This is a genomic window from Caldimonas brevitalea (genome assembly GCF_001017435.1).
GTDB lineage: Bacteria > Pseudomonadota > Gammaproteobacteria > Burkholderiales > Burkholderiaceae_C > Caldimonas > Caldimonas brevitalea.
The window spans coordinates 2,762,691-2,775,839 of record NZ_CP011371.1 but is presented as its reverse complement, the minus strand read 5'-3'; the positions used below and the strand labels follow the sequence as shown (position 1 = coordinate 2,775,839).

11 protein-coding genes are annotated in these 13,149 nt (G+C 69.4%); 8 read left to right on the top strand and 3 right to left on the bottom strand.

What is annotated here, in order from left to right; translation table 11 throughout:
• Window positions 1-42: 42 nt before the first annotated feature.
• The 4 genes from AAW51_RS12280 to AAW51_RS12265 are packed head-to-tail and all read left to right on the top strand — an operon-like array spanning window position 43 to window position 5,369.
• Window positions 43-687, top strand: a complete 645-nt coding sequence (locus AAW51_RS12280) for a biliverdin-producing heme oxygenase (RefSeq protein WP_053013510.1) — start codon at window positions 43-45, stop codon at window positions 685-687.
• Complete coding sequence (locus tag AAW51_RS12275; protein ID WP_047194852.1) at window positions 684-2,936, top strand: ATP-binding protein; 2,253 nt, start codon at window positions 684-686, stop codon at window positions 2,934-2,936. Before AAW51_RS12280 ends, AAW51_RS12275 begins: the two co-directional genes overlap by 4 nt.
• Entirely contained in the window at window positions 2,936-3,394 is a 459-nt protein-coding gene (locus tag AAW51_RS12270; protein WP_047194851.1) for a response regulator, read from the top strand. Before AAW51_RS12275 ends, AAW51_RS12270 begins: the two co-directional genes overlap by 1 nt.
• A complete protein-coding gene (locus AAW51_RS12265) occupies window positions 3,387-5,369 on the top strand; it encodes a hybrid sensor histidine kinase/response regulator (protein ID WP_047194850.1) in 1,983 nt (660 codons plus the stop codon). Before AAW51_RS12270 ends, AAW51_RS12265 begins: the two co-directional genes overlap by 8 nt.
• An 11-nt stretch (window positions 5,370-5,380) precedes the next feature.
• Here the strand turns inward: AAW51_RS12265 and xth are convergent, their stop codons facing one another.
• Window positions 5,381-6,151, bottom strand: a complete 771-nt coding sequence (gene xth, locus AAW51_RS12260) for an exodeoxyribonuclease III (RefSeq protein WP_047197717.1) — start codon at window positions 6,149-6,151, stop codon at window positions 5,381-5,383.
• A gap of 203 nt (window positions 6,152-6,354) precedes the next feature.
• Here xth and AAW51_RS12255 point away from each other — a divergent pair, with 203 nt between their 5' ends.
• The 4 genes from AAW51_RS12255 (at window position 6,355) to AAW51_RS12240 (ending at window position 11,149) form a co-directional block, all read left to right on the top strand.
• Window positions 6,355-6,798 carry a DUF3597 domain-containing protein gene (locus tag AAW51_RS12255; RefSeq protein WP_047194849.1) on the top strand — a complete coding sequence of 148 codons (444 nt, stop codon included), beginning with the start codon at window positions 6,355-6,357 and terminating at the stop codon, window positions 6,796-6,798.
• 66 nt (window positions 6,799-6,864) lie between these two features.
• On the top strand, window positions 6,865-9,531 hold the full coding sequence (locus AAW51_RS28085; protein WP_053013509.1) for a CHASE domain-containing protein: 2,667 nt from the start codon (window positions 6,865-6,867) through the stop codon (window positions 9,529-9,531).
• 38 nt (window positions 9,532-9,569) lie between these two features.
• Complete coding sequence (locus AAW51_RS12245; protein WP_047194848.1) at window positions 9,570-9,989, top strand: response regulator; 420 nt, start codon at window positions 9,570-9,572, stop codon at window positions 9,987-9,989.
• Window positions 9,989-11,149, top strand: a complete 1,161-nt coding sequence (locus AAW51_RS12240) for a hybrid sensor histidine kinase/response regulator (RefSeq protein WP_053013508.1) — start codon at window positions 9,989-9,991, stop codon at window positions 11,147-11,149. Before AAW51_RS12245 ends, AAW51_RS12240 begins: the two co-directional genes overlap by 1 nt.
• On the opposite strand, the gene AAW51_RS30740 is transcribed toward AAW51_RS12240, so the two are convergent.
• Entirely contained in the window at window positions 11,125-12,312 is a 1,188-nt protein-coding gene (locus AAW51_RS30740; protein WP_053013507.1) for a GGDEF domain-containing protein, read from the bottom strand. The two genes, AAW51_RS12240 and AAW51_RS30740, sit on opposite strands and share 25 nt — an antisense overlap.
• Before the next feature lie 90 nt (window positions 12,313-12,402).
• Window positions 12,403-13,134, bottom strand: a complete 732-nt coding sequence (locus tag AAW51_RS12230) for a substrate-binding periplasmic protein (protein WP_047197713.1) — start codon at window positions 13,132-13,134, stop codon at window positions 12,403-12,405.
• Window positions 13,135-13,149 lie beyond the last annotated feature (15 nt).

Below are 13,149 nucleotides of genomic sequence, written 5' to 3'. Positions count from 1 at the left end.
GATACAAACGACCTCCCTGCACATCGCAGATAATCCCGCGCGATGTTGCTGTACCCCGAGACCGCGCTTGCCGGCACGCCCCACCCGCCCCCTGTCGCCTCCGGCACCTCCGTGCGGGAGGCCTTGCGCGCCGCCTCGCGGCCTCAGCACCAGCAGCTCGAAGACCTGCTGGGCCTGACCGGCGCGCTGACGCCGGGGCGTTACCACGCCGTACTGCAAGGTTTTGCCGGCTTCCTCGACGTTTGGGAGCCGCGTGTCGCCGCCGCGCTGCCACAGCGCTGGCAAGACGCCTTTGCCCGCCGCCGGCGCGGCCACCTGCTGCATCACGACCTGCAACGCCTGGGCGTGACACCCGACAGCGCACGGCAGCAGCAAGCTGCCGAGGCGGCTGCCCGCGTCCCCCTCGACCGGCTGAGCCAGGTGTTCGGCTCCCTCTACGTGCTGGAAGGCTCGACCCTCGGAGCCCGCGTGATCGTGCCGCACCTGCAGCGGCAGCTGAACCTGACACCCGAGACCGGCGCCGCGTACTTCCACGGCCACGGTGATGCGAGCGGCGCCTTGTGGCGCGAATTCTGCATGGCCCTGGAGCACGAGGTGGGCCCTGGTCCCGTCGATCGGGCCGCCGCCTGCACTGCCGCTTGCGCCACCTTCGCGGCCTTGATCACCGTTTTCTCGCAGCTGCCATGACTCAGCCGACCCGATTGGACCTGGCCGCCTGCGCCTCGGAGCCCATCCGCGTGCCGGGCGCGATCCAGCCGCACGGCTGGATGGTCGCGCTGGGCGCGGACGACCTTCAATTGCTCGCCTACAGCGAGAACTGGCGCGATCTGGTCGGCGACGCCGACCTGCCGGCCAGCCTTGCGGCCCTGCTGCCCGCCCTGCTGACGCCGGTGCAGCCGAAGCTGCGCGGCCTGCCGGACACTGTCGGGCCGGCAGCGATCGGCTCGGTGAGCGTCGCTGGGCGCCGCCTGGACATGATCGCGCACCGCAGCGCAGCACGCGTGTTCGTCGAATTCGAGCCCGCCGTCCCCGACGACGGGCTGCGCGCGCCGCTCTACACGCTGGTGCGGCAGTTCGTACCCTTGCTGCAGCAGGCCACCAGCGTCGAGGCGCTGTGCGCGCTGGCAGCCGAAGAGATCCAACGGTTGACGGGCTTTGGCCGCACGCTCGTCTATCGCTTCGACGCCGAAGGCCATGGCGAGGTGCTGGCGGAAACGATAGAGCCCGGCTACGAGTCGTATGCGGGGCATCGGTTCCCGGCCTCCGACGTGCCGGCCCAGGCCCGCGAGCTGTACCTGCAAAACCGCATCCGCCTGATTGCGTCGGCCGACTATGTGCCCGTGCCGCTGCGCAGTACGGTGCCCGACGCGGCACAGGCCCCGCTCGACCTGTCGTTCGCGGCGCTGCGCAGCGTCTCGCCGGTGCACCTGGAATACATGCGCAACATGGGCACCGCCGCGTCGATGTCGGTGTCGGTCGTGGTACGCGGCCGTCTTTGGGGGCTGATCTCCTGCCACGACCACGCACCGCGCTTCGTGTCTTTCCAGACCCGTGTCGCCTGTGAGCACCTCGGGCAGTTGCTGTCGCTGCAGATCGAGGCCAAGGAAGACAACGCCGAAGTCGCCGACCGCCTCGAGTTACGCCGTATCACGCTCGACCTGGTGTCCCAGCTGACCGACAGCGACGCCACCTTGCAACAGCTGGTGCGCGAGCCGGCCTCGCTGCTGCGCATTGCCCGCGCCGGCGGCGCCGCCGTGGTGCTCGACGAAAGCTGCTGGATGGTCGGCAAGACGCCGCCCCCGCCCGAAGTCCTGCGCCTGGCGCAATGGCTCGCGTCCCGTATCGGCGACGTGTTCCACACCGACCGGCTGCCCGAAGCGTATCCAGCGGCGGGCGCCTTCGCCGAGGCCGGATGTGGCGTGCTCGCGGTGTCGATCTCGAAAGTGCACCGCCACCTGCTGATCTGGTTCCGCCCGGAGATGGTGCAGACGATCGAATGGGCCGGCGACCCGCGCAAGCAGCCGGTCGAGCGTGACGGCCAGCTGCACCCGCGGCGCAGCTTCGCCACCTGGCGCGAGCAGGTGCGGGGCCGCTCGCTGGCCTGGCGGGGGGGCGAAGTCGCCGCCGCGCTGGAACTGCGACAGGCCCTGGTCGGCATCGTGCTGCGACGCGCCGAAGAGCTGGCCGAACTGGCCGGCGAACTGGGCCGTGTCAACAAGGAGCTGGAGGCGTTCTCCTACTCGGTCTCGCACGACCTGCGCGCGCCGATGCGCCACATCGCCGGTTATGTCGACCTGGTCCTCGAGCTGGAAGGCGGGGCGCTGAGCGAGCGCACCCGCCGCTACCTCGACCATGTGAAAGGAGCGGCCAAGTTTGCCGGCGAGTTGGTCGACGCCCTGCTCGACTTCTCGCGCATGGGACGGGCCGCCCTGAAGCCCGCCGAGGTGGACCTGGACGGCCTGGTGCACGACCTGGTGCAGCAGCTCAGCTCGGAACACGCCGACCGCCGTATCGAATGGCACATCGAGCAGCCGCTGCCGCGCTTGTGGGCCGACCCGGTGTTCCTGCAGATGGCGGCCCGCAACCTGATCGGCAACGCTGTCAAATACACGCGCGGGCGCGACCCGGCGGTGATCCGCATCCGCGGCGCGGGCAATGACAGGCAGGATGGCTTCGAAGTGGCCGACAACGGCGTCGGTTTCTCGATGAAATACGCCAACAAGCTGTTCGGCGTGTTCCAGCGTTTGCACACCGCCGAAGAGTTCGAAGGCAGCGGCATCGGCCTGGCCAACGTGCGGCGGGTGGTCGAGCGGCATGGCGGCAGCGTGAGCGCGCGGGGTGAGCCCGACGTCGGCGCGGCCTTTACGATTTTGCTTCCGCGGTCGCCAAGTACAGGTGTTCTCTCGAATCCAGTCCCTCCCGGAGGGAAGCTCTGATGCTCAAGCCCATCCTTCTCGTCGAAGACGACGCCCGCGACCTCGAACTCACCCTGGTGGCGCTGGAACGCAGCCAGCTGGCCAATGACGTCATCACGGTGCGCGACGGCGCCCAGGCGCTCGACTACCTGCTGCGCGAGGGCACCTACGCGGGCCGCACGGCCGGCAATCCGGCCGTGATCCTGCTCGACCTCAAGCTGCCCAAGGTCAACGGCCTGGAAGTCCTGCAGGCTGTGCGCGCCAGCGAGGCGCTGCGCGCCATCCCGGTCGTCATGCTGACGTCGTCGCATGAAGAATCGGACGTGCTGCGCAGCTACGAGCTGGGTGTCAATGCCTATGTGGTGAAACCGGTCGACTTCAAGCAGTTCGTCGCGGCGATCGCCGACCTCGGCATCTTCTGGGCCGTCCTCAACGAGCCGCCCCCTGGCTCGGCGAAGGTGCAGCGGCGTTATGAGTGAGACGACGACGGCCGCCGTTGCGGAGGCAGCCGACAACGAGCTGCAGTTGCTGCTGTTGGAAGATTCGCCGCGCGACGCCGAGCTGCTGATCGACTCGCTGGGCCTGGCCCAACCGCGCTGGCGCATCGAATGGACGCGCAACGAAAGCGAGTTCCTGGCGGCGCTTGAGCGCGGCGGTTTCGACCTCGTGCTGTCCGACTACGAGCTGCCCGGGTTTTCCGGCGTCGAGGCGCTCGAGCAAGCGCTGCGCCGGCGGCCGGGCACACCTTTCGTGTTCGTTTCCGGCGTCATCGGCGAAGAGAACGCAGTGGAGATGCTGCGCCGCGGCGCGACCGACTACGTGCTCAAGGAACGCATGGGCCGGCTGCCGATGGTGATCGAGCGCGCGATGCGCGAAGTGCGCCAGGAACGCCAGCGCAAACTGGCCGAACGCCAGCTGCGCGAGGCCGACGCCTTGTATGCGCGGGTGGTCGACTCGTTGAAGGACTATGCGGTGATCCTGCTCGACGTGCAGGGGCAGATCCGCGCCTGGAACGCCGCGGCATCGTTGATCTTCGGCTACGCCGTCGACGAGGTGCTGGGCCGCTCGTGCGAGCTGCTGCTGACCCCCGAGGACCGGGCCGCCGGCGTGCTGCAGGCCGAGATGCACACCGCGGCGGCCGACGGCAGTGCCAGCGACGACCGCTGGTTGTTGCACAAGGATGGCCGGCGGCTGTGGGCCGAAGGCGTGATGACGCCGCTCTACAGCGACGGCGCCGCCGAACCGAGCGGCTACTCCAAGATCGTGCGCGACGCCACCGAGGCGCATGAAGCCGCCAGCGCGGTGCGGCGCGCCAAGGAGGAAGCCGAGCGCGCCAACCGCGCCAAGGACCGGTTCCTGGCGGTGCTGTCGCACGAGCTGCGCACGCCGCTCGCACCGATCACCGCGGCCACCTTCGTGTTGCAGCGGGTCGCCAAAGTGCCGCCGGAATGCGAAGACCTGTTGCCGATGATCCGCCGTAACGTGGCGCTCGAAGCGCGCTTGATCGACGACCTGCTCGACATGACGGCGATCGAGGAAGGCAAGCTGCACCTGAAGCTGCAGCCGCTCGACGTGCACCGCGTCGTGCCCACGGTGATCGAGATGCTGGGCAACGACATCCAGGCCAAGGGCCTGCGCCTGCAGCTCGAGCTGCAGGCGCAAGACACGGTGGTGCAGGGCGACGAGGCGCGGCTGCAGCAGGTGGTCTGGAACATCGTGCGCAACGCCGTCAAGTTCACGCCCGACGGCGGGTCGATCCGCTTGCGCTCCTACAACGACGAGGCCGGCCGGCTGTGCCTGGAATGCACCGACTCGGGCATCGGCATCGCGCCGGAATCGCTGTCGCGCATTTTTGTCGCCTTCGAGCAGGCCGACCAGGAGGTCGCGGAGCAGTTTGGCGGACTCGGGCTGGGCCTGACCATCGCGCGCAGCCTGGTGGCGCGCCACGGCGGCTCGCTGGAGGCGCACAGTGACGGGCGGCACCAGGGCGCCACGTTCCGCATCCTGCTGCCGACCGGCACCGCGGCGACCCGTCCCGCCGGCACTCCTGCCGCGGCAACGCCGGCCCCCTCCCCGAGCGCACCGCTGCGGCACCGTCTGCTGCTGGTCGAAGATCATGAAGACGCCGCCCAGGTGATGAAGCTCCTGCTCGAGGACCTGGACTACGAGGTGACGCTGGCGCGTTCGCTGCAGGAAGCCCTGGAATGCGGCCGCAGCGACCGCTTCGACCTCATCATCACCGACCTCGGCCTGCCCGGCGGCAGCGGCGTCGAAGTGGCGCGCGCCTTCGCGCCCGGCGTGCCGGTGGTCGCGTTGTCGGGCTACGGCAGCGAGGAAGATCTGCGGTCGACGCGGGCCGCCGGCTTTGCCAGCCACTTGATCAAGCCGGTCGACCCGGAGCAATTGCAAACGACGTTGCGCTCGCTGTTGCGCCATCCGCCGACACGGCGGTAGTTCGCCGCTGCTCAGCGCAGTTCAATCCAGACCGGCGCATGGTCGCTCGCGCCTTCGCGCCCGCGCACGGCCTTCTCCACTTCGGCCCGCTTGAGCCGTTGCGCAAGGCTCGGGCTCAGCAACAGATGGTCGATGCGCAGGCCGGCATCGCGCTGCCAGCGGTTGCGCTTGTAGTCCCAATAGGTGTAGATCGGCGCGGTCGGATGCAGCCGGCGCACCGCGTCGGTCCAGCCCTGCTCGAGCAGCCGGGCGAAGGCGGCGCGGCTTTCGGGTTGCAGCAGCGCATCGTCGAGCCATGAGCGGGTGGCGTAGATGTCGGCATCGGTCGGCACCACGTTGAAGTCGCCGGCCAGCACGACCGGGGCGCCCGAGTCCAGCAGGCCCTGGGCATGGGTGATGAGCCGCTCGAACCAGGCCAGCTTGTAGTCGAATTTGGGCCCTGGTTGCGGATTGCCGTTGGGCAGGTACAGGCACGCGATCAGCACGCCTTCGACCGCGGCTTCGAGGTAGCGGCTCTCGGGGTCGGCCACGTCGCCGGGCAGGCCGCGGCGGGTCACCACCGGCTCGGCATGGCGGGCCAGGATGGCCACGCCGTTGTACGCCCGCTGGCCGCGCCATGCGGCGTGGTAGCCGGCCTCACGCAAGGCCTCGGCCGGGAAGGTCGCATCCGAGGTTTTCAGTTCCTGCAGGCAGACGACGTCGGGCTCGGATTCGTGCAGCCATTCGAGCAGCCGCGGCAAGCGCCCGTTGATGCCGTTGATGTTGTAGGTCGCGATCTTCATGCTGGCGGTCGGGGTCTGCCTTTGGCTCAGCATGCGGTGCGCCCGCCGCTTCGAGCCGCAGCGGGCACTGCACTTGCGTCGTGTGTCGGCGCAGCGCCCACTGCCGCGGGACCGCCGTCCTACAAGGCCGGCCTGCCGGCTCCACTAGGCTGAGCGCGGCGCCCGGCCCCGTGGGGCGCTCCATAAATCAGGAAGGAAACACCATGAGCATACTCGGCAACATCTTCAAGAAGATCTTCCCATCGGCGCAGGCCGCGCGGGCCCCCGCCCCCTCTGCCTCTGCCGCTCCCACCACCCCCGCCCCTGAGACAGCGCCCGCGGCTCAGGTCGGCAGTGCTGCGGCCACGCCCACTGCAACGGCCACCGCTCCCGCCCCGGCCGCCATCCCCCAGGTCGACGTCGAAGCCGTCCTCAACGGGCTGGCCCAGAACAACCCGCAGAAGCTGAACTGGCGCACCTCCATCGTCGACCTGCTGAAGCTGCTCGATCTCGACAGCAGCCTGGCGGCGCGCAAGGAACTGGCGCAGGAACTGCAGTACAGCGGCGACACCCAGGATTCGGCGGCGATGAACGTCTGGCTGCACAAGCAGGTGATGCGCAAGCTGGCCGAAAACGGTGGCAAGGTGCCGGCCGACCTGAAGGACTGAGCCGGCGGCGGCGGCCAGCTGACGGCGGGCGATCGAGGCTGCCCACGGTGCGGACCCAACAGCAACATGAAAAGCAGCCTGCGCTCGCCTTACCCCTGGGTGGTGCTACTCGCCTGCCTGGGCTTGACGTTGCTGGCCGCCAACTTTGCGCACAATGCCGCCGTCCTGCGCGAACAGGCCCACTTCAACGAACAGGTCGAGGTTTCGATGCGACGGGTCGGCTCGGCGGTCGACGCCCACCTGTCGCTGCTGGTTGCCACCCGGGCCTTCATCGAGTCGGCCTACGTCTCGCGCGAGAGTTTCGCGACCTTCGTCAGCCGGTTGTCACTGCGCGAGCGCTATCCGGGCGTGCAGGGCATCGGCTACAGCCCGCGGGTGCGACCCGATGAACGCACCGCGGTGGAGCAGTTGGCGCGCCGCGAAGGTGTCACGGGGTTCAAGGTCGTGCCCGAAGGCCGGCGCGACCCCTTGTTCACCGTCCTCTACCTCGAGCCCGCCGATGCCCGCAACCGGGCCGCGCTGGGCTACGACATGTATTCGGAGCCGTTGCGCCGCGAGGCCATGGAACGCGCGGCCCTGTCGTCGCAAGTTGCCGCCACCGACCTCGTGACGCTGAAGCAGGAGATCGACGCGCGCAAGCAACCCGGCTTCCTGGTCTTCCTGCCGCTCTACCACGGCCCGGCACCCGCTGCCCCTGCCGACCGCATGGGGCGTCTGCGCGGCTTCGTGTTCGCACCGTTCCGCGCACACGACTTCTTCGCGGCCGTGGTCGGCACCCTACCGGCAGGGCTCGAGCTGCGCGTCTATTCGCGCCGGGCGCAGCCTCAGGCCTTGCTCTACGACAGGGCGGAAGCGCCCGCCGCGCAGCCCCCTGCCCTGCAAAGCCAGCGCGTGCTCGACTTCGGCGGCCAGCAATGGTTGCTGCAGTTCGCCGGCCCGCGGGAGGGGTTCGAGGGCGGCAGTACGGCGCAGCGCGCGACCCTGATCCTGCTGCTCGGTTGCCTGAGCAGTGCCCTGCTGTTCGGACTGGTGCTGATCCAGGTGCGTGCGGGGCGCGCGCTCGAACGCGCGGGGCAGGAGCGCGGTGCCGCACTCGATCGCGAGAAGGCCCATCGGACGGTGGCCGAAACCCTGTCGGAGATCGCGCTCTCGCTCGGCACCCGGCAAGAGCCCGCCCAGGTGATCCAGCGTGTCACCGACGAAGCCACCCGGCTCACCGGCGCGTCGTTCGGCGCCTACTTCCAGAACACCCCGGACGACGCCGGGCACTACGGCCTCTACACCTTGTCGGGTGCGCCGCGCGAGGCTTTCGCGCACTTTCCGCCGTTGCGCCCCACACCGCTGTTCGGCGCGACCTTCAGCGGACAGACGGTACGCCTGGACGACGTGACGCGCAGCGAGCTGTTTGGCCGCAACCCGCCGTACCAGGGCATGCCGGCCGGCCACCTCAAAGTGGTCAGCTACCTGGGCGTGTCCGTGAAGGCGCGCGACGGTCGGGTGCTCGGTGGCCTGTTCCTCGGGCACCCCGAGCCCGGACGCTTCCGGCCCGAGCACGAGCGGCTGGTCGAAGGCCTGGCGGCGCAGGCCGCGGTGGTGCTGGAGAACGCGCAATTGCTGCAAAGCGAGCGCCAGACCCACCGCCTGGTCGAAGACCAGAAGGCCTTGCTCGACCTGATCATCGAGCAAAGCGGCGAAGCCATCATCGCGGCCGACGCAGAGGGGGTGATCCGCTTGTTCAACCCCGCCGCGGAGCGCCTGCACGGCGTCGGCCGGCAAGAGGTGCCCGCAGCCGAGTGGCACAGCCGCTACGGGCTGTACACGCTGGAGGGGTCGCCATTGCCGCTGGCGCAAACGCCGCTCTACCTGGCCTTGCACGGCCAGGTGGTGCAGAACAGCCGCTGGCGCGTGCGCCGGCCCGACGGCGTGTGGCGCACCCTGCTCGGCACCGCCACGCCGCTGCAGCGAGCCGACGGATCGAACGCCGGCGCGGTGCTGATCGCCCACGACGACACCGAACGCCTGCACGCCGAGCAGGAGCGCGAAGCGCTGTTGCAAGCGCTGGAGCGCAGCAACCAGGAACTTGATCAGTTCGCCTACGTCGCCAGCCACGACCTCAAAGCGCCTTTGCGCGGCCTGGCCAACCTGTCGCAATGGATCGCGGAGGACCTCGGCGTTCACCTGACGCCGCAGGTCGCGCAGCACCTGCAGCTGCTGCAAGGCCGGGTGCACCGCATGGATGCGCTGATCGACGGCATCCTGCAGTACAGCCGGGCCGGCCGGACCGCGACGCCGCCCCAGCCGGTCGACGTCGGGGAGCTGATCACCGAGGTGCTGGAGCTGTTGTCGCCTCCGCCGGGCGTGGTCATCGAGACCGACGCCAGTTGGCCTGTGGTGCGAGCCGACCGCACCGCGCTGCAGCAGGTCTTCCTCAACCTCGTCGGCAATGCGGTCAAGCATGCAGCGTCGCCGTCTGGCCACATTTCCCTGTCGTGCCGTGACCTTCCGCAGCACTGGGAGTTTTCGATCACGGACAATGGTCCAGGCATCGCGCCGGCGTACCACGAACGCATCTGGGGCATCTTCCAGACGTTGCAGCCGCGCGACAAGGTCGAAGGTGCCGGCATCGGCCTCGCCGTGGTGCGCAAGCTGGTGGAGAGCCGGGGCGGTCAAGCCTGGGTGCGCTCGGAGCCCGGGCACGGTGCGACCTTCGGCTTCACCTGGCCCAAGGATTGACAGCCGAGGCAACCTGCCAACTCGCGGAGGCCCCATCGATGGACGAAGCGCGCGCCTTGCACATCCTGCTGGTCGACGATGACACGATCGACGTGATGAACGTCCAGCGCGCCTTCGCCAAGGCGCAGCTCCCCCACCCGCTGCACCTGGCGTCCAACGGCGTCGAGGCCCTTGCGATGTTGCGCGGCGGCCAGGTGCCGCCCGGCCGCCGCCTGGTGCTGCTGGACCTCAACATGCCGTGCATGAACGGCATCGAGTTTTTGCACGAACTGCGAGCCGACCCGTCGCTGCGGTCGTTGCCGGTGGTGGTGCTGACCACCTCCGACGACGACCGTGACAAGGTCAGCGCGAACCACCTGAACGTCGCCGGCTACCTGCTCAAGCCGGTCGGCCTCGCGGCCTTCGTCGACCTGATGGCCGGCGTCGAGCGCGGCTGGGCGACGACGGAGTTGCCGTGATGACCGCACTTGCGATCCCGACCACGACAGGGCAACGCCGCCTCGACGTGCTCGTGGTGGACGACGACCTGCTCGACCGGATGGCGGTCGAACGGGCCCTGCGCGCCACCTCGCTCGACCTCACGCTGGCCCATGCCGACACCGCCGCCGAGGCAGTCGACCTGCTGCAGGCGCGCCCCTTCGATTGCATGCTGCTCGACTTCCACCTGCCGGGGATCGACGGGCTCGCCGTGCTGCAGCGCATGCGCTCGTTGCATATCCACACGCCCGCCATCATGCTGACCGGCCAGGGCGACGAGCAACTGGCCGTCGAGCTGATGAAAGCCGGCGCGGCGGACTACCTGGCCAAGCAGTCGCTGAGCCCGAAGCGCCTCGCCAAGGCGGTGCTGGCCGCCGTGCAGCTCAAGGAAGCCGAGGACGCCGCGCGCCAGGCCCACGCGGCGCTGCAGCGCCAGAACGAGTTCGCCGAGATGTTGGTGGGCATCGTCTCGCACGACTTGCGCAACCCGGTCAACGTGATCCTGCTGAATGCCGCGCTGCTGGAACGCGGCGCACCGCTGCCGCCGGCCTTGCGACCGTGCATCGAGCGCATCAAGCGCAGCGGCCACCGCGCCAACAAACTGATCGCCGATCTGCTCGACTTCACCCAGGTGCGCCTGGGATCGGGGCTGCGCGTGGCCCCGGTGGCCAGCGACTTGCACCCCATCGTCGAGCAGATGGTGGAAGAAGTGCACCAGGCCTACCCGGACCGCAGCATCACGGTCGATCGGCGGGGCGACGGCGGCGGCGTGTGGGACCCGCACCGCATCGCGCAGGTGGTCTCCAACCTGCTCCTCAACGCCGTGGTCTACGGTACCGCCGACACACCGATCACGGTCCGGATCGAGGGCCGCGCCGACGATGTGCAGCTGGTGGTGCACAACTGGGGCGAGCCGATACCCGACGCCTTGCGCGACAGCCTGTTCGAGCCGCTGCGTCAGGGCCCCGCCGCGGCGGGACAGGGACAAGGCAGCATCGGGCTGGGCTTGTTCATCGTGCGCCAGATCGTCAGCGCGCACCGGGGTGAGGTGCACCTCGAGTCGAGCAGTGAGCGCGGCACGACCTTCACCGTGCGGCTGCCACGGCAGGGCCCGGTTCAGGCCGGAGCCGACGGCGCCTGAGCCGCCACCACCCGATTGCGGCCCTGCCCCTTCGCCTGATAGAGCGCCTCGTCGGCACGCGCCAGCAGTTCCTGCCAGGCCTCGCGTGGCCCGCAGGCGACGCCGATGCTGACCGTGACCCGCAGCGACGGGGCCACGGCCGGGAAGCGCAGCGCTGCGGCTCGCTCGCGCACCCGCTCGGCCACCCGCAGCGAGCGCGCCGGGTCGGTCTCGGCGCCCACCACGACGAACTCTTCGCCGCCCAGCCGGCCCACCGCGTCTTCGGCCCGCACGCTCGATTGCAGGCACTGCGCGACCGCTCGCAGCACGGCGTCGCCGGCCGCATGGCCGTGGCTGTCGTTGATGCGCTTGAAATGATCGAGGTCGATGGCCAACACCATCAACGCCGGCGCGTCGTGGCGGCCACGCGGCTTGCCGGTGGCATGGCGCAGCAAGGCGTCCTCCAGCCCACGGCGGTTGAGCACGCCGGTCAAGGGATCGAGGTTGGCGGTGCGCTGATAGGCCTCGACGGCCCGGAAGCTCGCCAGCATCAGCATGCAGAAGTTGAGCAGGAACCACAGGCTGACGTCGGCGTGCGACCAGGACAGGTCGCTCAGCGGCGAGGCCTGGCCGACGCGCATCTGCACGGTCCATTCGACCAGGTAGAGTGCGATCAGCGCCGAGGCGGCGGCCTGCATCAGCCGCGCCGGCACCCGATACGGCGGCTGGCGCAGCCGGCGCAGCGCCCACGCCATCCAGCTCAGCATCACGACCTCACACCAGCTCTGAACCGCCGGGATACCGGAACTCTGGTCGCCACGGTAGGCGATCCACAGGGCGACACACAGCACCGGCAATGCCGCCGCCAGCCCCCATCGCTGGCGCGGCCGCAGCGGCCGCTGACGCACGAAGATCGCAACCGACGCGGCCAGACCGGCGACGCTGAGGCAGGCCAGGAACGCCCCGAACACCGCCGCGCGGTCGGCGTCCGTCCGGCCCCCCGCCCCGGCCGCAGCCGCGACGCTCGCAATCGCGGAGCCCACCGTGTAGAAAAAGTGGCACCAGCCCCACAGCGCAATGCCGCGCAAGCCGGGCGAGAGCCGGCTGGCAAAGATGAAGAGGCCGAGCAGCACGGCAGCCAACACGCTGTCGCCGATGGTCGACGCGAAGGAATCAAGGTTCACGGGCTCACTCAGGGGCTCAAAGGCGGCCGCGGTCCCGGCCTGCCGGCGGGGACCGCGGGAGCAGTCTTCGGAAACGGCGCCGTCGGCGTTTCAGGGCCTGGTCGCCATCACCCGGGCCACGCTGCCGTCGGCCTTCAGCTTCTGGAACGCGGCGCGGGTGCGCTCGACGACGGCGTCCGATGTCGGGTTGCCGTAGGCAAGATACAACCCGGTGCTCAACTCGTCGAGGTTGTACGTGCGTTCGAGGCGCGAGCAGTCGAAGCGGGCTTCCTGGCACAAGGCCACGACGTCGGTCTCGGGCATCGGGATCAGCTGGACCTGGCCGCTCATCAGCTTGCGGAAGTTGTCGATGTTGTGGGCCGACACCACGATCTTGCTGAACCCTTTGGCCCGCAGGTAGTCGTGCCGCATGTCGTCCCGCGTGACCCCCACGGTGTAGCGCTTGGCCTGCTCCAGCCCGGTCACCATGATGTCGGCGCGCTCTTTCAGCTTGTAGAGGTGGTACTTCATCTTGATCACCTCGCCGACCCACTTGAATTGAGTCTCGCGTGCCGGCGTGCGGGCGATCAGGTAGATCAGGACATTGGGCTCGTTGCGCGCCAGGTCGTAGGCCCGCGCCCAGGGGTACAGCATGACGCGAAAGTCGTGCAGGCCGGCGCCGCGCAGCGTGGCTTCAGCAATCTCGGTCGCCGGCCCGGCAACCTTGCCGTCGCGCACGTACGCGAAGGAGGTGGCTTCGGTGACCACCTGGATCGTCTGGGCCTGGGCAGCGGCGTGGACTTGCAACGCCAGCAGCCCGGCCATCAACAGTCGCATCTTCATGTTCTGGCACTCCAT